The organism is Gordonia sp. 852002-50395_SCH5434458, from assembly GCF_001665905.1.
Taxonomy (GTDB): Bacteria; Actinomycetota; Actinomycetes; order Mycobacteriales; family Mycobacteriaceae; genus Gordonia; species Gordonia jacobaea.
The window spans coordinates 96,499-121,502 of record NZ_LZTC01000083.1 but is presented as its reverse complement, the minus strand read 5'-3'; the positions used below and the strand labels follow the sequence as shown (position 1 = coordinate 121,502).

Sequence of the window (25,004 nt, the reverse complement as noted above, 5' to 3'; positions counted from 1 at the left end):
ATGAAATAGGTAGGAACACAACCATGGTCAGCAATCCCTGGGCGCGCAACCCCTGGTTCGAGACGGTCCAAGAGGCGCAGCGTCGAGCAAAGAAGCGCTTGCCGAAGTCGGTCTACTCGTCGTTGATAGCGGGAACGCAGGGTGGGCACACCACCCACGACAACGTCGCTGCATTCGACGAGATCGAGTACACGCCACATGTTGTCGGCGCCCAACCCGATCGTGAGTTGGCGACCACCGTCATGGGTCAGGAACTCTCGTTCCCGGTGATGATCTCCCCGACGGGCGTGCAGGCCGTCGATCCCGACGGCGAGGTCGCGGTGGCCCGGGCAGCCGCGGCCCGTGGAACCGCAATGGGGTTGAGTAGCTTCGCATCTCACCCGATCGAAGAGGTCACGGCTGTCAACGACAAGATCTTCTTCCAGATCTACTGGCTCGGCAGCCGCGACGACATCCTCGCCCGCGCCATGCGCGCGAAGGAGGCTGGCGCCAAGGGGCTCATCGTCACCACCGACTGGGTGTTCAACATCGGTCGCGACTGGGGAAGCCCCGAGATCCCGGAGAAAGTCGACTTCAAGGCGCTGCTGCGGCTGGCACCGGAGATCGCGGTCAAGCCACGCTATGCACTCGACTGGATTCAGGACGGCAAGATCATCATCCCCGACCTGACCGCGCCGAACGTCTCAAAGGGCAAGGGACAGCCGGGGCCGACGTTCTTCGGCGCCTACGGCGAGTGGATGAACACCCCGCCGCCCACCTGGGACGACCTGCAGTGGCTGCGCGAGCAGTGGGGCGGACCGTTCATGGTCAAGGGCGTCACGAGGCTCGACGACGCCAAGCGCGCCGTCGACATCGGCGCCACAGCGCTGTCGGTCTCCAACCACGGTGGTAACAACCTCGACGGCACGCCCGCGACGATTCGCCTTCTTCCGGGCATCGCCGACGCCGTCGGAGACCAGATCGAGGTGCTGCTCGACGGCGGTATCCGACGCGGCAGCGACGTCGCCAAGGCCGTTGCCCTCGGCGCTCGCGCGGTGATGGTCGGTCGCGCTTACCTGTGGGGTCTGGCCGCGAACGGCCAGGCGGGCGTCGAGAATGTGCTCGACCTGCTGCGCATGGGACTCGACGGCGTCGTGATGGGCTTGGGCCACAAGAGCGTTCACGAACTCTCGCGCGACGACCTGATCATCCAGCCGGGCTTCGAGCGGTCCTTCGGCGACGCCTGACCCCGCACGCGGACGCACCGTCGAGCGCACTTCTGTGCGCCGACGGTGCGTCGCGTCGACTGTGCGCTTGATACTGCCGACTGTGCGCTTCTGATCGTCGAGTGGGTGCTTTCGACATCGAGTGTGCGCCGCGGGTCGTCGAGCGGGCGCTTGATCATGTCGAGTGTGCGCCGGATGTGGCCCTGCGTGCTGGATCATCAAGTGGGGGAGGGTCATTCAGCGTTAACGCGTGCGTCTTCGACGCTCTGACCAAAAGCGCACTCGGCACTCTGCGACGCGCCCAGTCGACATTCTCGAGCGCACAGTCGACGCTCTCGGGCGCCCAGTCGACATTCTCGAGCGCACAGTGGACGCTCTCGGGCGCGGCGGGTTCAAGGGAACGTGGCAACACTCTGAGTGATTGGGGTGTGTGATGCGGGTGTTGAGGCGTGGTCAGTCGATGCCGCCGTTGGCAGTGTGGGAGTTTTGGCAGGCGCGGCGGGAGGGTATGCCCACGGCGCTGGCCGCGCGACGCGCGGGGTTCTCTTCTCGGTTGGGTTACCGGTTGGTGGCCAAACATGGAGGAGTGATCCCTCGAGTTGCCCGGCCGAGCGTAGTGGATGAACAGGGGCCTGGTCCGCAGTCACGGTATTTGTCGGCGCAGGAGCGTGATCTGGTCGCGCACAAGACCGCTGCGGGTCTTGGGGTCCGCGAGATCGCGCGTGATCTGCAGCGTTCCCCGTCGACGATCAGTCGTGAGTTGCGGCGTAACCGGGCTGTGCACCGCCCGTATGGGGCGGCCTACGCCCATCGCAGCGCGCAGCGTCGGCGGGCGCGTCCGAAGTTGCGCAAGCTGGAGGACAATGATCGGTTACGCGCGTATGTGTGGGACAAACTCAGTGGTGACGAGTACTGGTCGCCGCAACAGATCAGCGCTCGGCTGGTGCGTGATTTCCCGGAGGATGAGGGCATGCGCATCAGTCATGAAGCGATCTATCAGGCTTTGTATGTGTTCCCGCGTGGGGAGATGAAAAAGCAGGTCAAGGCGTCGTTGAGGTCGGGTCGGGCAGCGCGTAAACCGCGTACCGCGTCCACGACGGGCCCCAGTATCGTGCCGCGGGAGTTGCTGATCGCTCATCGTCCCCCCGAGGTGGGTGATCGTGCGGTTCCCGGTGACTGGGAAGGTGACTGCATCGTGGGCCGTGACGGGCGTTCGCAGATCGGCACGTTGGTCGAACGCTCGACCCGGTATGTGATGTTGCTGCATATGCCGACCACACGCACCGGTGAGGACCTGCGTGCTGCGTTGCAGGTGGCGATCGGCGGGTTGCCGGCGCACCTTCGGCGTTCGATCACCTGGGATCAGGGCTCGGAGATGCGTGGGGTTCATGCCCAGATCGCGATCGATCACAATGTGAAGGTGTGGTTTTGTGATCCCCACTCGCCCTGGCAGCGTGGCACCAACGAGAACACCAACGGGCTACTGCGCCAATACTTTCCGAAAGGGACCGACCTATCGGTACACAGTCGCGACCACCTCGACCACGTCGCCGCAGCACTCAACAACCGACCACGCGCCGCACTCGGATTCCGCACCCCCACCGAAGCCTTCACCGAACTGCTAACCTCACACACTCAGCCATAGGTGTTGCCACAATCCCTTGAACCCGCCCGCCCAGTCGACATTCTCGAGCGCACAGTGGACGCTCTCGGGCGCCCACTCGGCATTCTCGAGCGCACAGTCGTCACGCCCGAGTCCGCGCCCGACGCAGCTCAGACCTTGGAGTTGCCCATGTCGATCTGGAACTGGGCGCCGGTGACGGCGCGGGCCAAGGGTGAGGTCAGGTACAGCACGGCGTCGCTGATGTCGTCGGTGGAGGCGACGGGGAAGTGGTCCATCATCGAGATGAAATAGCGTGTGTACTCGCCCATTTCGAAGATCCGCATGGCGGAGGTGTCGGCGATGCCCATCGGGGTGTCGACCGCGTAGGGGTGCACGGAGTTGACGCGAATGTTCTTGGGCGCCAACTCTTTTGAAGTTGTCTGAGCGAGGCCGGTCAGCGCATACTTCGACGCGCTATAGGCGGCCTGCATCGGCATGGCCTTGAGTCCCGCCACCGACGAGACGACCACGATCGACCGGTTGTCGGCGTCGTTGTCGAGCAGCGCTGGGATGGTGGCGCGCAAGGTCTTCCACGTGCCGGTGACGTTGACGTCGAGAACGTCGGCGAACTGTTGTTCCGGCAGTTCCCACGTGAATCCCCACGACAGAATGCCTGCGTTGGCGACGACGTGGTCGAGTCGGCCGAACTGCTCGACGCCGTCGGCGACCAGCTGCTCCTGGAAGGCGAGGTCGCGCGTATCACCCTGGCGGGCAAGGATTTTGCCACCGACTTCCTCGACGAGCCTTACCGTCTCGGCGAGGTCGGCCTCGGTCGACGGCGGATAGGTGATGTAGTCGGCGACGGTGTCGGCGATGTCGAGCCCGATGATCGACGCGCCCTCACGCGCGAAACGGATGGCGTGGTTACGACCCTGACCGCGCGCGATACCCGTGATGTAGACGACTGTGCCGTCGAACTGTCCCATGGGCAGAACTGTAACACGTTCTAGTTATCGCGCGCGGTCGGATCTGCCGAGCTCAGTCCGTCCAGACAGCAGCAGCGTCGACGGCCTCACGGTCGGGACCACGCGGCGTCGACGGCGCGGTGCGCGAGAACCGCGGAGCGACCTGCGCCTGACGGACGCCGTCGATCTCCACGAGGTTGGCGCGCGCGGCCATATGCGGATCGTCGGGAGCCTCGGCGAACGTGAGCACCGGTGACACGCAGGCATCCGTTCCGTCGAAGACCTTGGCCCACTCGTCGCGAGTACGCGACGCGAACGTCTCGGTGAAGATCTGCCGCAGCTTCGGCCAGTTGGCGACGTCGTTCTGCCCGGGCAGGTCGGCGTCGGTCAGTCCGAGGCCGCGGAGCATCTCCGCGTAGAACTGCGGCTCGATAGCGCCGACGGCCATGTACCTGCCGTCCGACGTCTCATAGACCTCGTAGTACGGCGCGCCGGTGTCGAGCATGTTGGTGCCGCGTTCGTCGCTCCACAAACCCGTGCCTCGAAAAGCCCAGATCATCTGTCCCAGAACGGAAGCGCCGTCGACCATCGCGGCGTCGACAACCTGTCCGCGACCCGACGACGCACGCTCGACAAGCGCCGCGAGCACACCCATCACCAAGAACATCGAACCGCCGCCGAAATCGCCGACGAGGTTCATCGGCGGCACCGGACGCTCACCCTCCCGCCCGATGGCGTGCAACATTCCGGTCAGTGAGATGTAGTTGATGTCGTGGCCGGCCTGCGGCGCGCGCGGACCGTCCTGGCCCCACCCGGTCATGCGTCCGTAGACGAGGCGCTCATTGACCGACTCCAGATCCGACGGACCAAAACCCAGTCGCTCCATGACGCCGGGACGGAAACCCTCGAGAAGAACGTCAGCTTTACCGATGAGCCGCAGGATCTCCTCCCGATCGGCCGGATCCTTGAGGTTGGCCTCGACGACGCGCCTGCCCCGCAGCAGTGCGTCGGCGTTGCGCGCCGGATCGGGTAGCTGACCGGGGCGCTGGATGCGGATCACGTCGGCCCCGAGGTCGGCCAACATCATCGCCGCATGGGGACCGGGACCGATACCCGCGAACTCGACAACCCGTATACCGTTCAGCGGGCCACCTGTACCAACGCTTTTCGACGATGCGCCCGCGCTGGGCGTGCCTGCCGCGTCGGGCGTCGACGGTGCGTTCATGGATTTCCTCCCGCTCGGATATGGCGCGCCCACCTGTGTGGTGGGCGTCACGCCGTCGCCCCAGAATGCCATACCGAGCGATCGTTCGGCAGAGCCGGGGGCGATCGTTCGGCAGAGCCGGGGGCGATCGTTCGGCAGAGCCGGGGGCGATCGTTCGGCCGTCGCGCGCGTTCGCAGAACGCCTCGGCGCCGATTCCGGGGAAATAGGTGCACAAAGTTTTCGGCGGCGGTTACTTCGCGCGCTGCACATCGGTAAAGTCGAGAAAATGACGCGTCCGGCGACTTTGAGTTCGTGCACTTGGCCGGAACTGGAGAACTCTGCGACGACGTTGCTGGTCGCGGTCGGATCGCTCGAACAACACGGGCCGCATCTACCGCTTGACACCGACACCCGCATCGCCAGCGCCGTGGTCGCGCGTGTCCACGCGAACCTCGACGACATGTCGACACTCATCGCACCGCCTCTCGGTTACGGAGCGAGCGGCGAGCATGAAGGCTTTCCGGGCACCATCTCCCTGGGCCATGACGCAATGCGCAGCGTACTCGTCGAGTACGGACGCAGCGCCTGCCGATGGGCGCAGCGCATCGTCTTCGTCAACGGCCACGGCGGCAACGCGCAGACTCTGGTCGACGCGATCGGTCTGCTCCGCTACGAGGGCCGCGACGTCGCGTGGTATCCGTGCGCGTTCGATGGGGCCGACGCACATGCCGGGACGACGGAAACATCAGTGCTGCTTCACCTTTCGCCCGATGCTGTGCGTCGTGACAGCGTCGTCGTCGGTAATCGCGCACCCGTCGCGACGCTGCTACCGGCGATGCGTGACGGGGGTGTGGCCGCGGTCAGCGCCAACGGCGTGCTGGGCGATCCGACGACGGCATCGGCCGACGACGGCGCTGCGCACCTCGACCGGTTGGTGAGCCGACTCGGCGAGGCGATCCGGCAATGGGACGTCACCGAAAACGGGCGTCTGCGATGAACGCACCCACCGACGCACCTCCGTCGCCCGCGCCGAGCCGTGACCTGCCGAACGGCTTTCAGGTCCAAATCGACCTGCGATGCGCCCGGCACGGTGACCTGCGCTACCTCGTCGGAGGCTCGCCGACTCGGCTGATGAGACTGTCCGACGCCGCGCTCGGAATGACGTCGGTCGACGGTCGGATCGAAGTGTGCGACGGCCCGACGCGAACACTGGCCCGCCGACTCCTCGACGCGGGAATGGCCAATCCCCGCCCCATGCACGGACCATCGACCGACGACGTCACGATCGTTGTTCCGGTGCGCGACAACCAATCCGGCGTCGACCGTCTCCTCAACGCCGCTCGCGGCGTCAAGGTGATCGTCGTCGACGACGGTTCGCGCACTCCCATCGTTGCGCAGGGTCCGCAGGTTCGCGTGTTGCGTTTCGACGAGAACCGGGGACCGGCGGCCGCGCGAAATGCGGGCGCCGCAGCTGCCGACACCGAGTTCATCGCCTTCGTCGACTCCGACGTGGTGCCGAACAGCGATTGGCTGATGATGCTGCTCGGCCACTTCTCCGATCCGGCAGTGGCAATCGCGGCGCCGCGCATCGTCGGGCTCGACCGCGACGACGAGCGAGGCGACCACCACAAGCGGTCACTCGCCGAGCGCTACGAGAACGGCCATTCATCCCTCGACATGGGGCCCAGCGAGGCGGGCGTCGTCCCCGGAACTCCGATCGCATACGTGCCGAGTGCGGCAATGTTGGTGCGCGCGAGCGCATTCGACGGATTCGACGAGTCTCTGCGCGTCGCCGAGGACGTCGACCTGTGCTGGCGGACGCACGAGAACGGCTGGCGTATTCGCTACGACCCGATCGCGACGGTCGCACACGATCACCGCACCAGCATGCGCACCGTGCTCGGACGCCGACGGTTCTACGGCACCGGCGCGGCGTTCCTCGCCGAACGGCATGGGGAGTCGGTGGCTCCGGTCGTGATGTCGATGTCGATGGCCGCAGCGGTCGCGGCGTTGCTGACGCACACCAGAATCGGTCTCGCGGTGGCGATGGTCATTCTGCTCCGCGTGGGGCATCGGCTCCGCACACGACTGGGCGAACTGCCGGAGGCCACGCGGGTATCCGCACAGATGACCTCGCGGGCAACCTTCTTCGGACTACTGCAGGCAGCGGGCGCGGTGTGTCGCCACTATTGGCCCGTCGCGTTGCTGCTGGCGCTGATCTCACCGAGATTCCGACGGATCGTGATCGAGATCGCGATCGCCGAAGGCGTCGTGGAGTGGATTCGCTCCGTCGCCGCGGAACCCGCGGTGGCGCCGACCATGGGGCCGTTCGGTTATCTGCTGTGCCGACGTCTCGACGATCTCGCGTACGGCACCGGGCTCTGGCAAGGGGTGCTCTCGCACCGCGACTTCGCGGCGTTGCGTCCGGTACTGACGCCGTAGCGGCGTCGAATTCGACTGTGCTGTGCCCACATCGACCGCAGACTCACACAGCGTCGACGTCGTGATCGTCGGCGCGGGCAGCGCCGGGTGCGTGCTTGCCGAGCGACTGTCGCGTCACGAGAAGCGATCGGTACTCGTGCTGGAGCAGGGGCCGTCGGAGTGGCCGGATGCCGACGTCCTCGCCCTACGCAGGTTGCCGATCTCCGACGGCGAGCGCTACGTCACCCACCATCGTGAGTCGTCCGGGTTGCCGGTGGTCCGTGGACGTGGGCTCGGCGGATCGTCGACGGTGAACGGCGGCTACTTCATGCGCTTTCATCGCGGCGATTTCGACTCCTGGCAGGGTCCGTGGACACCCGACGTCATCGACGAGGCGTACGCCGAGGTCGACGAGAAGATGGGTGCGCATCCGTTTGCCGACGCCGATCTCGCCCCCACGGCGCTCGCGTTCGAGAAGTATTGGGGAGGAACATTTCCGACTCGACCGCTCGACGACCCGTGGCCGCTGGTCGGGGTCAATCGGGTGCGCTCGAACAGCATGGATGGGATTCGACGGACCGCCGCGGACGCCTACCTGCGTCCGCACCGCGACCGGCCGAATCTGCGAGTCCGCACGGGAGCGACGGTCGAGAGAATTCTCCTCGCGGAGGGGAACGCTGTCGGCGTGGTGTGCGACGGCCAGGACATCCGCGCACGGGAGGTGATCCTGTGCGCCGGAACCCTCGGCAGCGCCGCGGTGTTGCTGAGGTCGGGCGTCACAGGCGAGCGCATGCGAGTACACGAGCACCGCGAGGTACTCGTCGGATATCGCCTCCGCGAGCAACCTGGACCCGGACCGTTGCTGCCGACGGTCGTGCACACCGACGACGGTCTCGAGATCCGCTGTTACCGAGACGATTTCGCGCGATACATCAGAGGTCTCGCGATGACCGGGCCCGCCGTCGGAGTGGCGGCGATGACGCCGAGTGCGTCGGGAGAGGTGTATCTCGACGGCGGGGGCGTCGGCGTTCGGCTCGACCGGCCGGACGATCGAGTACTGCGCTATATGGCGCGAACCGCGCGCGAGGTGGTCGAGATGTTGAGGTCGTCGGAGTTCGGTGGGCTCGTCGTCGCCGAATCGATCGCCATCGACCCTGTGTTGCGGACGTCGCAACACGCCTGGGGATCGATGCCCATGGGTGGGCGCACCGACTGGCTCGGGGGAGTGCGCGGCGTGGGGCGCCTGCGGGTCGTCGACGGTTCCATCCTCCCGTCCGCGGGTCGTAGCGGACCCCATGCCACGACGATGATGGTCGCGGCGGTGATCGGGGACGCGCTCGCCGCGGACTGAGCCACAAACATGGGATGTTAGGATGTGCTCATGTCTGAGGTCATCGAGCGTCCCAAGCGCACCAGCGAACTGGTCGTGGAGCGGATGGAGCGGCTCATCCGCGACGGCGTCTGGCCGGTGGGTACGTGTATTCCGGCAGAGCCGGAGCTGGTACGCGATTTCGGAGTGGGGCGCAACACGATTCGCGAGGCTGTGCGTGCGTTGGAGCATTCGGGCATGCTCGTGCCGCGTCGCGGCGATGGCACCTATGTCCGCAGTGCCAACACATTTGCCGCTGCGATGACCCGCACGGCGACGTCGGAGATGCTCGACCTGCTACAGGTGCGTCGTGCGCTGGAGTCGGAGGCAGCCGCAGGCGCCGCGCGCGACGCCACGGCAGATGCCAAGCGCGCACTGCGCGAGGCGCTCGACACGGCGGAGGGCATCCTCGCGACGGGCGACATCGACGCGTACGCGCGCGCCGACATCGACTTCCACACCGAACTCGTTGCGGCGTCGGGTAATCCGCTGCTCATCGAGATCTACTCGGGTGTCCTGGAAGTGATGCACCGCGCACATGCCGACATCGCAGGGTTGTCGGTGGTAGCGAACGCACACCCGGCGGGACATCGTGACGTGGTCGCCGCGATCGACGCGGGCGACGAGCCGGCCGCGCGGGCAGCGGTTCTCGATTACCTGGCCGAGGCGGAAGGTGGTGTGCGCCGATGAGTCGGACGTCCACCTCGCCGACCAGGGCGGCGTCCGAGACGCCCTCGGAGCACTCGGTCAGACTCAATCCCGGTGAATTGCGTGGCGGCGCAGTGATTCTCGCGGCCGTGGCGATCATGCTTGTTGCGGCCAATCTGCGGCCGCCCGTCGTGTCGGTGGCGCCGCTGATCGATGTGATCCGCGAAGACCTCGGATTCTCCAGTGCCACAGCGGGTCTGCTCACCACGCTGCCGGTGCTGTTCTTCGGACTGACCGCGCCCATCGCGCCACGGATCGCAGCCCGCTTCGGAATCGAACGGACCATCTTCGCGTCGCTCGCACTACTGATCGTCGGAATCCTGTTGCGTCTCATACCCTCTGTGGCGACGCTATTTCTGGGATCGGCCGTCCTCGGCGCGGCGATAGGCGTGTGCAACGTCGTGTTGCCCGCCCTCATCAAGCGTGATTTCGCGCATCGCTCCGGTTTGATGACCGGCTTGTACTCGATGACCCTGTCGGGTGGGGCGGCGGTGACCGCAGCGGTCATGGTGCCGATGGACACCGCACTCGACGAGAACTGGCGGGCGTCGTTGGCGATGTGGGCTCTGCTGGCCATCGTCGCGATGATCGTGTGGGCGCCGCAACTGCGTCGGGTTCATACGGTCGCGGTGGGACCGCGCGCGCCCGGGCTCTGGACCAATCCGATCGCATGGGCCATCACGGGCTACATGGCGGCGCAGTCGTTCATCTTCTACACGTTCAGCGCGTGGTTGCCGCAGTACCTGATCGACCACGGGAGCACGCCGTCGAGTGCGGGCAACGTGCTGGCGATCGGGCAGGTGGTCGCGCTGATCATGTCGCTGGTGGCTCCGATCGTCGCTGGGCGGTTCGCCGATCAACGTCTGGTGACCCTCGGATTTCTCGCGGTCTGTACGGCGGGCTTCGTCGGGCTGGTCTTCACCGATCATGCGACGGTGCTCTGGGTCTGCATGGTGATGGCGGGTCCGGGTGCTGCCATCAGCCTCGCGCTGCTGTTCATGGTGCTGCGCAGTTCGTCTGCCACGCAGACCGGTCAGGTGTCGGGGATGTCGCAGTCCGTCGGCTACATCCTCGCCGCGGTGGGTCCGATCGCCATCGGATGGATTCACGACGTGACGGGGTCGTGGTCGATCGCCTTCGGCGTGCTCGCGCTGGCCGTCATCCCGCAGGGACTCGCGACACTTCTGGCCGCCAAGAACGTGCGTATGCCATCTCATCTCGAGTGATCGATCGGCCCGACAGTGCAGCGAGCCCTCGGTTGACCTGCGTGTGACCCGGACCTCCCGCGCTCGCCCGGGCAGCGGGACCCACGATGCGGGGCCGTAGACTGGCGACGACGTCAGATCAGCGAAACGTCGTACTCGCTGGTGCTCGGCGGGCAAGGAGGAAGTGATGACCGCCGCCGACAGTGGAACACAGGCCGAAGGTGCAACGCAGGGCGAAGGTGCAACGCGGGCCGACGCGGCACGCATCCGGCCAACCATGATTCTCGGCGCGGCCTTCGCCGTGGCTCTGCTGGGTGTCGCGATCTATGCGCTCGCCAGTGGAGACGCCCGCCACCTCGAAAGCGGCGACCCGTTCCCCGGTACGTTCACCGCGGCCGCGGACGTCGTCGGCTACTTCCTCGGTTTTCTCGCTGCCGCACTGACGCTCGGTGGCCTCGTCTTCATCATCACCGCGTCGAATCCGGATGATCAGGGCAGCATCGACGTGACGGGATACCGCGCGCATCTGATGCTGGGCAGACTCTCGATCGGCTGGGCAGTGCTGTCGTGGCTGATGGTTGCCGTCGCCGCTGCCGACGCCTCCGGAACGACGCCGTGGCGACTGGTGAGTGAGGGCTTCCTCGGAGAGGGGATCGGGGTCAGCGAGGCCGCCGTCGCCTGGATCGTGATGGCGGTGTGCGCCACCGTGATCGCGGTGCTCATCAGGTTCTCGCTCGCGTGGATGATGCACGTCGTTCTCCTCATACCCGCCGTGATCGCGATGGTCGCGCTGCCACTCGCGAGCAACGCGGGGCAGGGGCCGAACCACGACTACAACACGAGTCTCGGGATCGGGTTCGCGCTTGCCGTCGGAGTGTCACTCGGGTTCCGAGTCGCGTGGGCCGGCGCGCCGCGCATCACCTCCGACGTCGCGCGCACTGTGGTGTCCCGGCGCAGCGCGCTCATCCTCGTCATCAGCGACGCCGTCGCGCTCGTATACGGCTTGGCGCTGACCCTCTTCCTGCTGCCAGTGCGATACGCCTTCGACACCGCCTTCGGTCTCGCCGCGATCGTCATGATCGTGCTGGTCGCCGTGGCGCTCGCGACGAGTGTTTCCGCTTATCGCGCATGTCGACAGGCCGGCACCGATACAGACGACGCCGGTACAGACGACGCTGATACAGATGGTGACGCGGGGCGTCGGATCGTGACCCTAGGTGCTGTGCTCATGCTGGCGGCGGTCGCGTGCTGGACCGTCATGGACACCCGCGTCGCCCCCGGCCTGCTGGCGCACAAGTTCACCGGATGGGACGTCTTTCTCGGGTACGAGCTGCCCGGCCCGCCGACGACATGGACGTTGGCGACGTTCTGGCGCCCCGACCTGTTGATCGGTGTCGCGGCCGTGGTCGCAGCCATTCTCTACCTGTTCGGTGTGCGCCGTCTGCGGCGTCGTGGCGATGAGTGGCCCGTCGGCCGCACCATCTCGTGGGTGCTCGGCTGCCTGGTCGTCGTCGTGGTCACCGGGTCGGGCGTGCGCGCCTACGGCTCGGCGATGTTCAGCGTGCACATGGCAGAACACATGGCGCTCAACATGTTCGCGCCGGTGCTGCTGGTGCTCGGTGCGCCCGCGACCCTTGCGCTGCGTGCGCTACCCGCGGCTCACGGCGACGAACCTCCCGGCCCGCGTGAATGGCTGCTGCGCGTGCTGCATTCGAAGGTGACGGCGGTGCTGTCGAATCCGATCGTGGCGCTGGTGGTTTTCGTGCTGTCGCTCTACGTCGTCTACTTCACCGGCATCTTCGGCACGCTCACCCGGTATCACTGGGGCCACGTGTTGCTGACCGTGCACTTCATCATCGTCGGCTACCTCTTCTACTGGGTCATCATCGGCATCGACCCGGGGCCGCGTCGAATCCCGTTCCTCGCCCGCATCGGATTGTTGTTCGCCGTCATGCCATTTCACGCGTTCTTCGGCATCGCGTTGATGACGATGTCGACGGTGGTCGGCGACAAGTTCTACAGCGAACTGATGTTGCCGTGGGTGACCGACCGCCTCCACGACCAGTGGCTCGGTGGCGCAATCGCCTGGGGCGCAAGCGAGGTGCCCGTCGTTCTGGTCGTCGTGGCCATCGTGGCCCAGTGGGCCAAGGTCGATCGGCGCGAGGCCAACCGTGGTGATCGCCACGCCGACACCTACGAGGACACCGAGCTCGACTCCTACAACGCGATGCTCGAAGAGCTGTCGAAGTCGCGTCGATGAGCAGGCTCTATCCGGTCTGTCGGGCAGAGAGTTTCGACGGCTTGACCGCGCGAGGACAATGGCACCATGCGATGTGAGGTGGCACGGGAGTCGCTGTCGGCGCGCATCGACGGCGAGCGTGAATCGGTGCCCGCTGCGCGCGTGGACGAGCACGTCGCACAGTGCCCCGCATGTCAGCGCTGGTACAGCACCGCGCAGGGCATGAACTTCGCAGCGGCCGACCTTGCGCCAGACCTCAGCGCGACGATCCTAGAGGCATCGCAGACCTCCGAACCCGACGGCATCACGCGTCGTCACAACGCCGACGGTGTTGGTCGCGCGGTGGTGGCTCTGCACGCCGCGTCCGTTGCATGTGCTGTCGCCGCAGTCGTCTTGAGCGTCGGTTATCTCACCGGCTCCGCGCCGCTCTGGTACCCCGTGGTGCAAATCGTGCTTGCCGTCGTGGCAATCGCGCTCGCCGTGGCCGCGCGGGTCAGATCACGACGTCGTGGCCGGGCGGCACATCAGATACCCAGTGCCGCAACAAGTATCGACGACGACGCTCGTGACGACGACGCCGCGTCGGACGTCACCGACCTTGCCGCGCTGCGCGCGAAGCGCAAAGCGGGATAGCGCTCCCCACCCGTAGACCGGCGCTACTTGCGTGCGCCGAAGTGCTGCAGCCGCAGGCTGTTGGAGACGACGAACAACGACGACAGGGCCATCGCGGCGCCCGCGATCAGCGGATTGAGCACGCCGGCCGCAGCGATCGGGATGGCCGCGACGTTGTAGCCGAACGCCCAGATCAGGTTGGTCCGGATCGTGCGCTGGGTGGCACGCGCGAGGCTCAGCGCGGCGGGGGCGGCACGCAGGTCGTCGCGCACCAGCACGACGTCGGCGGCGCCGATCGCGACGTCGGTACCGCGACCGATCGCAACGCCGAGCTCCGCGGTGGCCAGTGCGGGACCGTCGTTGATGCCGTCGCCGACCATGGCCACCGAGTGCCCAGCGTCCTGCAGCTCCCGGATCGCGTCGACCTTGGCGTCGGGAAGCACTTCTGCGATGACGTCGGTGATGCCCACCTCATCGGCGACCGCGTGTGCGGCGCCGGAGTTGTCGCCGGTCAGCAGAACGGTGCGCATGCCTGCGGCCTGTAGGGCGGCGATGGCGGGTGCGGCACTGGACTTGACGGTGTCGGCGACGGAGATCAGTCCGCTCAGTCGGCCGTCGACAGCGACGTAGATCACGGTCTCGCCCTTGGCTTCTGCGTCTCGTCGACGGCGAGCAGTCGCCGCCGGAATCACGCCGCCCGCGTCGTCGACCGACTGCGACACCCAGCGAGGCGACCCGACGGTGACCCGATGCCCGTCGACCGTTCCGACGACGCCGCGTCCGGGTTCGGCGCGGAAGTCGGTGACCTCGAGGCGGTCCGCCTCGTCGACCGCCGCGACGATCGCCGAACCGACGGCATGCTCGGACGCGGATTCGACGGCACCCGCCAGCGCAAGCAGGCGCTCATCGGAGAGCTGCGCCTCGTCGTCGCTGTACACCTGCGTCACCGACAGCGCGCCCTCGGTGACGGTTCCGGTCTTGTCGAAGACGACGGTGTCGATGTAGCGGGAGGTATCGAGAGCCTGATAGCCCTTGAGGAAGATGCCCAGCTGGGCACCGCGGCCGGTCGCGACCATGACGGCGATCGGCGTGGCGAGACCCAGCGCGCACGGACATGCGATCACCAGCACCGCAAGACCCGCGGCAACGGCACGTTCGACGGGACCGCCTGCGAGTAGCCACGCGCCGACTGTCACCACGGCGATCGCGACGACGACCGGTACGAAGACACCGGCGACGCGGTCGGCGAGGCGCTGGGCATTGGCCTTGCCGGTTTGAGCCTCTTCGACCAGACGCATCATCCCTGCGAATGCGGTGTCGGGTCCGACGGCCGCGGCCTCGACGATCAGACGCCCGTTGAGCGCGGTGGTGCCGCCGATCACCGGCTCACCCGGCTCGACGTCGACCGGCTTCGATTCGCCCGTCATCGCGCTCATGTCGACGGCGGCCGATCCCTCGATGACCAGGCCGTCGGTGCCGATGGTCTCACCCGGACGGACGACGAAACGCTGACCTTCCGACAGTTCACCCGCCGGGATGCGCATCTCGGTGCCGTCGCGCAGCAGGACCGAGACATCCTTGGCTCCGAGCGCGGCCAATGCCCGCAGTGCGCCGCCCGCACGGGAGCGTGCGCGCGCCTCGAAATAGCGGCCGGCCAGCACGAGGACAGTGACGCCGGTTGCCACCTCGAGGTAGATGGAGTCGGCGCTCCAGATGGCAGCCCACACACCCTGCGAACTCGTCGAAGCGGTGTCCGTGGCGAAGAACATCGAGTAGAGCGACCACCCGGCCGCCGCGAGAACACCAAGTGTGACAAGCGTTTCCATGGTCGCGTTGCCGGTGCGGAGATTCTTCGCGGCGACGCGGTAGAACGGCCACGCGCACCACGTCAGGATCGGCAGCGCCAGCGCGAGCAGCAGCCACTGCCATCCCGTGAACCTCGTCGACGGCACGACGGCGAACACGATCGACAGATCTGCGAGCGGGATGAAGAGGATCAGCGCGACGGCGAGTCGACGGAACAGGCGTTTTGCCTCGTCGCCGTCGGTGTCGGGAATGGGGGTGGGAGTGTCGCTGCGGACGCTCGCGCCGTAACCGCTCGCGTCGACGACCTCGCACAGCGAGTCGGCGTTCACATCGGCAACGGCGTCGATGGTCGCGACGCGCGTCGCATAGTTCACCGACGCCTTGACGCCGTCGACCTTGTTCAGCTTCCGTTCGACCCTCGCCGCGCACGCACCGCAGGTCATGCCGGTCACGTCGAGCTGGATTCGTTGCAGTGTGTTCGCGGCGTCGGCGATCCCGGTTTGGGTCGACTCGGGTTCTCCGGTCGCGCTCGTGCGGGATTCCAGCGTGGTCACATCGTCCTCGATCTCGTCGTCCGTATGCGCGCGCCGCAGGCGTTCGGGAATGCCCCGATCACGAGCAGATCGATCCTCGACAAGAGATCTACGACGATCCGCAGGCATTGGCCGCGCACGTACTCCTACAAGTATGTCGTGCGGGGATGCCGGACAGTTCCCGGGGATTTTCCGGACGGCGCCTACCGCGTCAGATCAGCGTCTGCCAGTAGTCCCAGAACTCGACGAGGATGGCGACGATCACGATCGCGTACCAGACGGGCAGCAGCACCCACAGCCAGCCGCGAATCTCGCGGCCAAGCCTGCTGTCTCCGATCACGCGGTTGATGCTCAGCACCAGGATGATGGGCACGACGACCCAGACGACCAGGCAGTATGGGCACAACGCGTGGATCTTGTACAGCGCTGAGTAGGCGAGGAAGTTGACGAAGACGAAGCCCGCGAAGCTGCCGAGTGCCATGCCGAGCCAGTACCAGCGGGGGAGGGAGATCCCGGCCAGCGCGAGCACACCTGTGACGATGACCACCGCAAACGCCGCTATACCGATCAACGGGTTGGGGAACCCGAACAGCCCCGCCTGCCAACTCTTCATGACCGAGCCGCAGGAGATAACCGGGTTGATCGAGCAACTCGGCACATAGTTGGGGTTCTGGAGGAGGTGGATCTTCTCGATCGCGAGCGTCGACGCCGCGACGAAACCGATCACCCCGAGGATCAGGAACATCAGCGCGGTGGGCCGACTCACGTGCACGAGGCCTGTGAGACCTCGTGAACCCGACTGCTCAGCGGTATCGGCGACGTCAGCGTCGTCGACGGTCCGCGTCGCGTCGGTTGATTCCTTCTCGGTATCGACAGGTACGTGCGCGTTGTCGTCGGCGTGTGTCGTGCTCATCGTTGTTGCCTCGCGTATCGGGTGCGATGGTGTCGGTCGGCTACTACTTGTTCGCTGCCTCGTTGACCGCTGCGATCAATGCGTCGGGCGTGCTGAGCTGGACCGGCTGCCCGTTGATCTTGATCGTCGGGGTCGCATTGACGCCGGAGTTGAGCGCCTTCTGGGTGGTGTCCTTCACAAAGCCGCTGAACTGCCCATCGCCGATGCACTGCTTGAGGTTCGTCGCCCCTACCTGCTTGGCGATCGAGTTGAGCTCATCGTTGGTGAGGCCGGGGCCGCCCTCCTCGGGCTGCTGCGCGTAGAGCGCGTTGTGGAACTTGAGCCAGGTGTCGAAGTTGCCGTCACCGGCGGTCGACTGCGCGACGCACGCCGAGGCGTTGGCCGAGCGGGAGGAGTAATTGGTGGTCGACATGCGGTCGAGGAACGCGATCGGCATGTAATCGACGGCAACCTTCGGGTTGTTGCGGATCTGATCCATGGCACCGGCGAACTGGGTTTCGAACGCGCGGCAGGCGGGGCACTGGAAGTCCTCGACGACCGTCACCGTGACGGGCGGGGTGGTGCCCTTGGGTGCCGTGGTGATCCGATAAGCGTTGTCGGTGGCGACGGTGACGTTGCTCGACGATCCGGTGGCCGACTCGTGGGAGACCAGCACCCAGACGCCGATTCCGACCGCCAGGGCGACCAGCACGACGGCTGCACCGATCTTTATCAGCAGGGAACGGCGCTTCTCCGCCGCTCGCGGGTCAACGATCGGCTTGCGACGCTTGTCGGCCACAGGTCCCTCACATCTCTTTCGCTCGTCATCTGGGGTGAGGACCGACCACATCGTCGTCGACACGAATGCGCCGACACGGCGGGATACCGGTCCATCGCCGTTCTCAAGGGTACGCAAGCCTGCCTGAGAAAAGTCATAAGGCTTAGGTCCCCACCTGCGTCACGGGCAGGTCAGCTGGTGCGTTCACCCCGACGAGGAGCGTTGGCTGCTCCGATCAGCGCTTCGCGGGCACGGGCGACTCGCGAGCGCACCGTGCCGACCGGGCAGCCCGTGACCTCGGCCGCTTCCTGATACGACAGCCCGAGGACCTGCGTCAATACCAGGGCCTCACGTCGTTCCGGAGGCAGATCGTCGAGCAGAAGATTGACGTCGACGACGTCTTCCCAACCGGTCGTGCGCGGCTGCCGGGTGTCGGCGGCGTCGATCCAGTCGACGCCTCCCGCGATACGCGGGCGCGACATCGCACGTCGTACGTCGTCGGCGCAGACGCGTCGTGCGATCGCGAGCAGCCAGGTGCGCGCCGTCGAATTGCCTGCGAAGCGGGGGAGTGAACGGATCGCCCTGAGGTAGGTCTCCTGCGTCAGGTCGTCGGCGACGCGGGGGTCGGCGAGATGTGCGACGAATCGCCAGACGTCGCGCTGCGTCTCCCGCACGAACTGCTCGAGCGCCCGACGGTCGCCACGAGCGGCCGCGAAGGCCAGTTCGGTGACTTCAGCGTCGTGGTCGGACGCCGCGCGGTCGGCGGGGGCGGTCATGGGGATCAACCCTAACCTGCGGGGTCATCGCGGATCGAGCTCGGGCGGTAGGCCGCGGTACTCCTTGGCCGGTGGCGAGGCGAACTCACCCGACGCGGTACCCGTGTGCAGGCCCATCGCTGCCATCGCCGAGAGCATCCCGACGCCGGCGGCGACGCCGTCGATGACGGGGACTCCGAGGTCGGCGGAGAGTTCGGCTGCGAGGTCGGCCATGCCCGCGCAGCCGAGCACGATCGCGTCGGAACCGTCCGTCGCGAGTGCTTCACGACACGCCTTCGCGAGGATCTCGGCGGTGTCGGGGTTGGTCTCGAGTTCGAGTACGGCGATCTCACATGCGTGGATGCCGCGGCACTGCGTGCTGAATCCGTAGTGCGACACCAGATCTGCGGCTCGTCCGATCGTCCGGTGCAATGTGGTGACCACCGAGAACCCTCGGCCGAGCGGCGCGGCGAGATGCATTGCCGCCTCGGCGATTCCGAGAACGGGTGCGACCGCGAGTTCACGAGCGGCGTCGAGGCCGGGGTCGCCGAAACATGCAACCAGGTATCCGTCGGCATCGGGGTTGGCGCTGATCGCGCGGAGTAGTCCCGGAACGGACAGCGCCTCGTCGACGTGGCTCTCGATCGACGCGGGTCCGGCCTCGGAGGTGATCGCGACGATCTCGGCGTCGGGCCGTGCCACCGACCGTGCTGCCGAGGCGATCACCGCGGTCATCTCCGCGGTCGTGTTGGGGTTGATGACGCACAACTTCATCGGTGTGGTTGTCTCCCTTGCCTTCTCGTGTAGGGGTGTTCTCGTGGGTTCGTGCGTTGCGAGGAGTTAGACCACGGCCTCGTGGCGACATCGCGACCCACGCAGTTGCGTCGGAGCGGTATCGCCACGAGACGGGTGTCAGGATGCGGGCTCGGCCTCGGGACTCGACGTCGAATCCGTTGTGCCCTGTGTGCCGGCCTTGGCGTCGGCGGCAGGGCTTGCCGTCGGCGAACCGGGAAGCATGGTGCCGTCGGCGGCGACCTCCATGTCGGTGGTGATGGTTGCCGCAGGGACGTGCATGCCGTGGAGGAAGTACGGCGTGGCCAACTTCATTCCGGCGTAGTAGAAGACGAGACCTGCTGCGGCGCCCATGAACCAGGTGAAGCTGGCCTCGTACGACGTGCCCCAGATGACGAAGCAGATCGGGATGATCGACGCGAGCACCACGGAGATGACCGCGACCGGGTTCCAGCCGCCGCGATAGTGGTAGGCCCCCTCCGGGCTCATGGTGAACAGGTCGTCGACGATGATCTTCTGCTTCTTCACGAGGTAGAAGTCAGCGATGAGAATGCCGAACAGCGGTCCGATCACGGCTCCGAGGGTGTCCATTGTGTAGTGGATCGCGCTCGCGTTGTTGAACAGATTCCACGGCGTGATGATGACCGACCCGATCGCTGCGATCATGCCGCCCATGCGCCAGGAGATCTTGGTGGGCGCGACATTCGAGAAGTCGAATGCTGGGGAGACGAAGTTGGCGACGATGTTGATGCCGATCGTGGCGATCGCGAACGTCAGCACGCCGAGGACAGCAGCGGTGGTGTTGTCGATCTTGTCGACGATGTGCACGGGGTCGGTGACGATCTTGCCGTCAGCATCGCGGCCGATCACGGTGACGCCTGCCGAGACGGTGCACACGACGAGGATCGAGAAGAAGAGGAAGTTGACCGGGAGGCCCCAGAAGTTGCCCTTCTTGACCTCGCCGAAGGTCTTGCCGTAGCGCGAGAAATCGCCGAAGTTGAGCATCGGACCCGAGAAGTAGGAGACCACGAGGGCGAAGGCGCTGATCATCATGGTGATGGTCGGCCACGTGCCGCTGATGCCGGAGCCCTCCGACAGGTCGAAGTGCACATTGCTCCACCCGGCCTTGGCGATCAGGTACGCCGCAAGGGCGATCATGACGACGTAGACGGCGGGTCCGCAGAAGTCGATGAACTTGCGGATGGTGTCCATGCCGTTCCAGAAGACGAGCGCCTGCAGCACCCACATCACGACGAAACCGGCCCAGCCGAGCAGTGACAGGCCGAGGAAGGAGTGAGAACCGTTCTCGCCATACGGCTCGAGTGCCGGCCAGAACTTCAATGCCAGCAAACCGAATGCCGTCGATGCCAGGTATGTCTGAATTCCGTACCAGACAACGGCAATGGAGCCGCGGATGATCGCCGGGATGTTGGCGCCCTTGACGCCGAAGCAGATTCGCGTGGTGACCGGGTAGGGCACACCGGCCTGCTGGGAGGGCTTTGCCACCAGGTTGCACAACAGGTTGACGGCGACGATGCCCACCAACAGTGCCACGAGGACCTGCCACGACGAGATGCCCAGTGCGAAAAGGCTTCCGGCGAACACGTAGCCGCCGACGCTGTGCACGTCCGACATCCAGAACGCGAAGATGTTGTACCAGGTCCAGCTCTGCTCTTTCAGCGGAGCGAGATCCTCGTTCGTCAATTGCTGGTCGTAGCCGACCTTGATGATGCTCTCGCCCGCCGCACTATGGTGCTCGGTGGCGATTTGCGCGTCGGGTGAAGCGCTCATGATTCTCCTCGGGCCTTGGTGACATCGGAGTGGTCTCCGAAGTGCCTGAGTCGAAACTAAGAACGATTTGTTACCCGACAATTAACGCGCAAATATATTCCGCGTCACACCGAATATATTCGCGGATCAGTCCGCGATGGTCCCGGAGTGCGTCGCGGATCGGTACCTGCGACCGGTGCGCGAATCGTGAACGGCGCCGACGACGGCGACCGCCGCGATCACCACACCCGCGACGAGTAGCGCGGTGCCCATGTGGATGCGCATCAACACCACACCGAGTGCCGCGCCCGCGATCAACGAGACGACCGCGGCGGTGCGTCGACCTGTTCCGCCGCCGCGGCCCGACCCGAAGAAGGAGTCGGCGGCGAGGCCTGTGATGGTCGAGGTCACGACGACGGTCGTCACGTCTTTGACGGCCACAGCGCGGGCCGCGGCGGCCTGAATGCCCATCGCGGTGGCCGCGATCGTCGTCACCGTGATCATCACCGCATGTTCCGGGTCGTCGCCCGAGATGAACAGGGTGATGGCCAGGGCGACCATCGTTGCCGAGACCACTGCGAACAGGATCGTGGAGCCCAGCGTCCAGCGCCGGTCGGCGCGCCGTAGTGTGCGACCGCCGATCGCGGCACCCACCATGAAGCCCGCGAGTGCCATTGCGGGTCCGAGGATCGGCAGACCCGAACCGCCCGCGAGCGCCATGCCGAGGATCACGACGTTGCCGGTCATGTTGCCGGTGAAGACCTTGTCGAGACCGAGGTAGCCGACGGCGTCGTTGATGCCGGTGGTGAACGTCAGAGCCAGCATCAGTGCCAGGTGCATACGTTCGGTGGGAATCGCGTAGATGCGGGTCAGCAACGCGGGAATCCTCCTGGTTCTGGGGTGGCAACCGGACGCGCGGTCGCGAAGTCGATCGCCCGGGCGATGAGTGCGGTGTCGCTGCCGCGCGGGCCGACGAGGCTGCGTCCGATCGGGCCATCCGACGTCTCGCGGTGCGGGAACGTCACCGCGGGTCGACCTGTCGCGGCCGCGATCGCCGTCAGTTGCAGTGTGGCCGTTCGGGTCTTCTCGACCTCTGCGTCGGATGCCCACCGGCGAGGTGCGGCCGTTGCGGCCGCGGGAATGTCGAGGAGGTCATCGCCGAGTCGCTTGTCGATCTGCGCCGCGAGGGCAGCCAGGTCGTCACGTGCTCGGGCGTCGTCGTCGGCGTCGATGGCTGCCGCTGCGGCGAACCGCGCAGCTGCCGATCCCTCGAGTGCACCGGGATGCGCGGTGATCCAGTCGCCGTGGACAGACCATGCCTGGAACGCCTGGTGTACGCGGAATGCCTCGGCAAGACGGGCGAGTTCGACGTCGTCGACGTGGATGTCGTCGAGTGTTGCCACACCGGAACCGATGGCGGTCGTCGACGGGTCGTCGAGCAGTGTCGTGGTCGCCAGTGCCAGGATGTCCGGGTCGCGACTCAGGAGTCCGATGGCGTCGAAATCCGGTGCCAGCGGTAACAACCCGCGCGTGGAGACGGACCCGTGCGTCGAACGCAGGCCCCACAGACCCTGATACGACGCGGGGGTGCGGATCGACCCGGCGGTGTCGGTCGCGAGCCCGAGGTCGGCGTCGCCGTGTGCGACGGCGCTTGCGGGGCCGCTCGACGAGCCACCGGGAAGCGCTGCCGGGACCGCGGCGTTGGGGGGTGTGCCGTGGTGCGGGTTGTCGCCCGCCATCGAGTAGGCGAACTGGTCGGTGCGGGCGATGCCGCGAATGTGTGCACCCGAGTTCAGCAGCCGCGCAACGGCTGTGGCGTGCTCAGTGGCGATCGGGGCCGATTGTTCGTAGGCGGGTACCCCGCCGCCGGTGGCGAAACCGGCCACCGCGAAAACGTCTTTGACGGCGACTGTCGTCCCGGTCAGCGGTCCCGGTGCGCTCGACGCGACGAGGGGATCGCCGACGACTCGCCACACCGTCGAATCGAATCCGCGACGCGGCGTGCTCGCGTGGACCGAGGCGAGCCGCCAAGTTGTATCGTCGCGTCGCCACAGCTGTGACTGCACCGCCCGGCCTCCGTTGGGTACGTCGTAGACGACGAGCGCGCTACCGAGATCGATTGCGCAACTGCGGGTATGGACGTCGATCAGGCTGCCGATAGCGTAGGTGAGCGCGCCCGAACGCAGGGTGTCGGCGACACCGTGGAGTACCCCGGGGCCTGCGACACAGGTGACGTCGGCGCACAGAAACCGGTGCAGTGCGGTGCGGTCGTCTCCTGCCGCCGCTGCCCAGAAACGACGTACGACGGCGCCGAGGTCGTCGGGTGCGGTCACTGCGCGAAATCCGATCGTCGAATCCGCGCGTGCACGCCCTTCACGAGGTCGACGACCTGGGAGATGTTGAAATCCGTTGCGGCGCTGAGATAGGCGAGAGCCTGCGCCGGTTCCATGCCGTATCGCACTCCCAGTAGCGAGATCGCGGACCGGACGCAATTCTGCACGGCCACATCGAGGTCGGGGTCGAGGCCGGTCGGGATCAAGAACTCCCGGGTCTCGGCGATCGGCGCGACGAGGTCGCCAAAGCGTGTGGCGACGTCGGGGGCGCTGATGACGTCGAATCGGATGGTTGCCCGTAGCGACGCTTCCAGCGCCGTCAGGGCGACCTCGCCGTCGCCCTGCGCGAAGTGGGGGTCACCGACATACGCGAGCGCACCGGGAACCTGCACCGGCAGATAGAGGGTCGCGCCCTCGGTCAGGAGCGTGAGGTCGAGGTTGCCGCCGTGCGGGCCGGGCTGAATCGAGTTGCGCCGCACGGCGCCTGCAGTGGCAACGCCCATGATGCCCAGGAACGGGGCAAGCGGAAAGCGTGCGGCCAGTTGCGGGTTCGAGGACGATAGGGGCAGAACTCCGCGGGCCTCGTCGCCCTCGCCTTCCACCGAGACGAATGCGCTGTACGTCGCACCGCCGATCGGGTACTCGCCCGGCAGCGAACCGCGACCGTGACGATTCGACACGACGCCGTAGGGGACCCGACGCCTGGTCTCCACGACGGTCATCGCGAGAAGGTCGCCGGGCTGCGCACCACGCACCTCGATGGGTCCGGTCACGACATGCGGTCCGTCGACGCCCTGGACATGCGTGCGGTCGGAGGCGCACAGGGCGACTGCCTCGTCGAGCACCATGTCGGGATCGACGCCGTGCCCGCTGAAGAAGCCACGGGGATCGCGCCCCTGGTCGGCGAGAATGCCTTCGTGGCTGAGGGTGTCGATGGTGACGCTGGTTCCCGGGTCGATCGACATGATGGCGGTGTCGGTCGCGCAGGGCAGATCGCCCCAGAAGACGTCGTCGTGCCGGCAGGCCAGGTAGTCATCGCCGATGATCGGGCCGGAACCCGCTGGGAGGATGACGTTGTCACTTGCGGTGCGGGTGGTTCCGGAAGGCTGAGCGGTCCCGAAGTTCTGGATTGTCACTGATTGCTCCGTTCGACGAGTCGGACGACTTCTTCGAGGTGTGCGGTCATGGCGGCGACCGCTTGGTCATGGTCGTTGGCGCGTACGGCCTCGAGGATGTCCCGGTGGCCGTTGTAGGAGTTGCGTCGACCTTCGCGGGTGGCGTGTGAGCGCGCGCGAACCGTCTGGACCCACCCCGCACTGAGTTGGCACAGCGACACCAGCAGTGGGTTGCGTGCGGCACGCGCGAGCTGCATGTGGAAGGCGACATCCTGGGCCAGCGATTCGGTGGGATTGAGGCCGGTGTGGGTCGACGCCAGGATGGATTCGAGCGCAACGAGATCCGATGCCGTTGCCCGGTCGGCTGCGAGGCCGGCGACCTGCGGTTCGATCAGCATGCGTAGTTCGGCGACGTGATCTTCTTCGGCGTCGGCGCTCATCGTCTCCAACAGTGCTGTGGCGTTGGCCGAGCGGGGTGCGACGACGGTGCCGCGTCCGGGTGTGCGGGTGACGAGTCTGCGTTGCTCGAGGTCGCTGAGTGCTTCGCGGATCGTGGTGCGGGAGACCTGGAGGTTCTCGGCGAGTACGCGCTCGGGCGGCAGCTTGTCGCCGGGGGAGAGGTCGTCGACCACCACTTTCTCCAGGTAGGCGGCAGTGCTGGCACTGAGTGTGTGTCCGCGACGCAGCATGCTCTCTCC

21 protein-coding genes are annotated in these 25,004 nt (G+C 66.4%); 9 read left to right on the top strand and 12 right to left on the bottom strand.

From position 1 onward, the window contains the following. Positions 1-23 precede the first annotated feature (23 nt). Both mftD and A5785_RS18435 read left to right on the top strand, forming a co-directional pair. On the top strand, positions 24-1,226 hold the full coding sequence (gene mftD / locus A5785_RS18440) for a pre-mycofactocin synthase MftD (RefSeq protein ID WP_005203889.1): 1,203 nt from the start codon (positions 24-26) through the stop codon (positions 1,224-1,226). A 412-nt stretch (positions 1,227-1,638) separates the two neighbouring features. After that, the gene (locus tag A5785_RS18435; protein WP_085941918.1) at positions 1,639-2,850 is read left to right on the top strand and encodes an IS30 family transposase; all 1,212 of its coding nucleotides are present in this window, start codon (positions 1,639-1,641) and stop codon (positions 2,848-2,850) included. Between the two features lie 128 nt (positions 2,851-2,978). Here A5785_RS18435 and A5785_RS18430 read toward each other — a convergent pair whose 3' ends face one another. Beyond that, on the bottom strand, positions 2,979-3,794 hold the full coding sequence (locus A5785_RS18430; protein WP_064868258.1) for a mycofactocin-coupled SDR family oxidoreductase: 816 nt from the start codon (positions 3,792-3,794) through the stop codon (positions 2,979-2,981). A gap of 52 nt (positions 3,795-3,846) precedes the next feature. After that, positions 3,847-4,998: a CaiB/BaiF CoA transferase family protein gene (locus A5785_RS18425; protein WP_064868309.1), complete on the bottom strand. Its 1,152-nt coding sequence runs from the start codon at positions 4,996-4,998 to the stop codon at positions 3,847-3,849. A 266-nt stretch (positions 4,999-5,264) separates the two neighbouring features. Here A5785_RS18425 and mftE point away from each other — a divergent pair, with 266 nt between their 5' ends. From mftE to A5785_RS18390, 7 genes are all read left to right on the top strand, one after another. Then, complete coding sequence (mftE, locus tag A5785_RS18420; protein ID WP_064868255.1) at positions 5,265-5,975, top strand: mycofactocin biosynthesis peptidyl-dipeptidase MftE; 711 nt, start codon at positions 5,265-5,267, stop codon at positions 5,973-5,975. Continuing rightward, on the top strand, positions 5,972-7,420 hold the full coding sequence (gene mftF, locus A5785_RS18415) for a mycofactocin biosynthesis glycosyltransferase MftF (protein WP_064868252.1): 1,449 nt from the start codon (positions 5,972-5,974) through the stop codon (positions 7,418-7,420). The genes mftE and mftF overlap by 4 nt, the downstream gene beginning before the upstream one ends. Positions 7,421-7,442: 22 nt before the next feature. After that, positions 7,443-8,750, top strand: a complete 1,308-nt coding sequence (gene mftG / locus A5785_RS18410) for a mycofactocin system GMC family oxidoreductase MftG (protein WP_064868249.1) — start codon at positions 7,443-7,445, stop codon at positions 8,748-8,750. Between the two features lie 30 nt (positions 8,751-8,780). Beyond that, a complete protein-coding gene (locus tag A5785_RS18405; RefSeq protein WP_064868306.1) occupies positions 8,781-9,458 on the top strand; it encodes a FadR/GntR family transcriptional regulator in 678 nt (225 codons plus the stop codon). After that, positions 9,455-10,702: a CynX/NimT family MFS transporter gene (locus A5785_RS18400; protein WP_082946610.1), complete on the top strand. Its 1,248-nt coding sequence runs from the start codon at positions 9,455-9,457 to the stop codon at positions 10,700-10,702. Before A5785_RS18405 ends, A5785_RS18400 begins: the two co-directional genes overlap by 4 nt. Before the next feature lie 166 nt (positions 10,703-10,868). Further along, the gene (locus tag A5785_RS18395) at positions 10,869-12,941 is read left to right on the top strand and encodes a cytochrome c oxidase assembly protein (protein WP_005203899.1); all 2,073 of its coding nucleotides are present in this window, start codon (positions 10,869-10,871) and stop codon (positions 12,939-12,941) included. Positions 12,942-13,007: 66 nt separating this feature from the next. Beyond that, positions 13,008-13,553: a zf-HC2 domain-containing protein gene (locus A5785_RS18390; RefSeq protein ID WP_005203900.1), complete on the top strand. Its 546-nt coding sequence runs from the start codon at positions 13,008-13,010 to the stop codon at positions 13,551-13,553. A 23-nt stretch (positions 13,554-13,576) separates the two neighbouring features. On the opposite strand, the gene A5785_RS18385 is transcribed toward A5785_RS18390, so the two are convergent. The 10 genes from A5785_RS18385 to A5785_RS18340 form a co-directional block, all read right to left on the bottom strand. Next, positions 13,577-15,892: a heavy metal translocating P-type ATPase gene (locus tag A5785_RS18385; RefSeq protein WP_064868300.1), complete on the bottom strand. Its 2,316-nt coding sequence runs from the start codon at positions 15,890-15,892 to the stop codon at positions 13,577-13,579. Positions 15,893-16,082: 190 nt separating this feature from the next. After that, positions 16,083-16,784 carry a vitamin K epoxide reductase family protein gene (locus A5785_RS18380; RefSeq protein WP_005203902.1) on the bottom strand — a complete coding sequence of 234 codons (702 nt, stop codon included), beginning with the start codon at positions 16,782-16,784 and terminating at the stop codon, positions 16,083-16,085. Positions 16,785-16,827: 43 nt separating this feature from the next. Then, a complete protein-coding gene (locus A5785_RS18375; protein ID WP_005203903.1) occupies positions 16,828-17,562 on the bottom strand; it encodes a DsbA family protein in 735 nt (244 codons plus the stop codon). A gap of 170 nt (positions 17,563-17,732) precedes the next feature. Next, positions 17,733-18,317, bottom strand: coding sequence for a sigma-70 family RNA polymerase sigma factor (locus A5785_RS18370; RefSeq protein WP_039854871.1), 585 nt, complete (start codon positions 18,315-18,317; stop codon positions 17,733-17,735). Positions 18,318-18,341: 24 nt separating this feature from the next. Beyond that, complete coding sequence (locus A5785_RS18365; RefSeq protein WP_005203908.1) at positions 18,342-19,070, bottom strand: aspartate/glutamate racemase family protein; 729 nt, start codon at positions 19,068-19,070, stop codon at positions 18,342-18,344. A gap of 138 nt (positions 19,071-19,208) precedes the next feature. Further along, positions 19,209-20,879 (bottom strand): NCS1 family nucleobase:cation symporter-1, encoded by a 1,671-nt coding sequence (locus A5785_RS18360; protein WP_005203910.1) that lies wholly within the window; start codon positions 20,877-20,879, stop codon positions 19,209-19,211. A gap of 126 nt (positions 20,880-21,005) precedes the next feature. After that, positions 21,006-21,734, bottom strand: coding sequence for a DUF1275 family protein (locus tag A5785_RS18355; protein WP_005203911.1), 729 nt, complete (start codon positions 21,732-21,734; stop codon positions 21,006-21,008). Then, complete coding sequence (locus A5785_RS18350; protein ID WP_064868246.1) at positions 21,728-23,191, bottom strand: amidase family protein; 1,464 nt, start codon at positions 23,189-23,191, stop codon at positions 21,728-21,730. The genes A5785_RS18355 and A5785_RS18350 overlap by 7 nt, the downstream gene beginning before the upstream one ends. Then, positions 23,188-24,327, bottom strand: coding sequence for an acetamidase/formamidase family protein (locus A5785_RS18345; protein ID WP_082946609.1), 1,140 nt, complete (start codon positions 24,325-24,327; stop codon positions 23,188-23,190). Before A5785_RS18345 ends, A5785_RS18350 begins: the two co-directional genes overlap by 4 nt. Then, on the bottom strand, positions 24,324-24,995 hold the full coding sequence (locus A5785_RS18340; RefSeq protein WP_064868243.1) for a FadR/GntR family transcriptional regulator: 672 nt from the start codon (positions 24,993-24,995) through the stop codon (positions 24,324-24,326). The genes A5785_RS18345 and A5785_RS18340 overlap by 4 nt, the downstream gene beginning before the upstream one ends. Between the last annotated feature and the right edge of the window lie 9 nt (positions 24,996-25,004).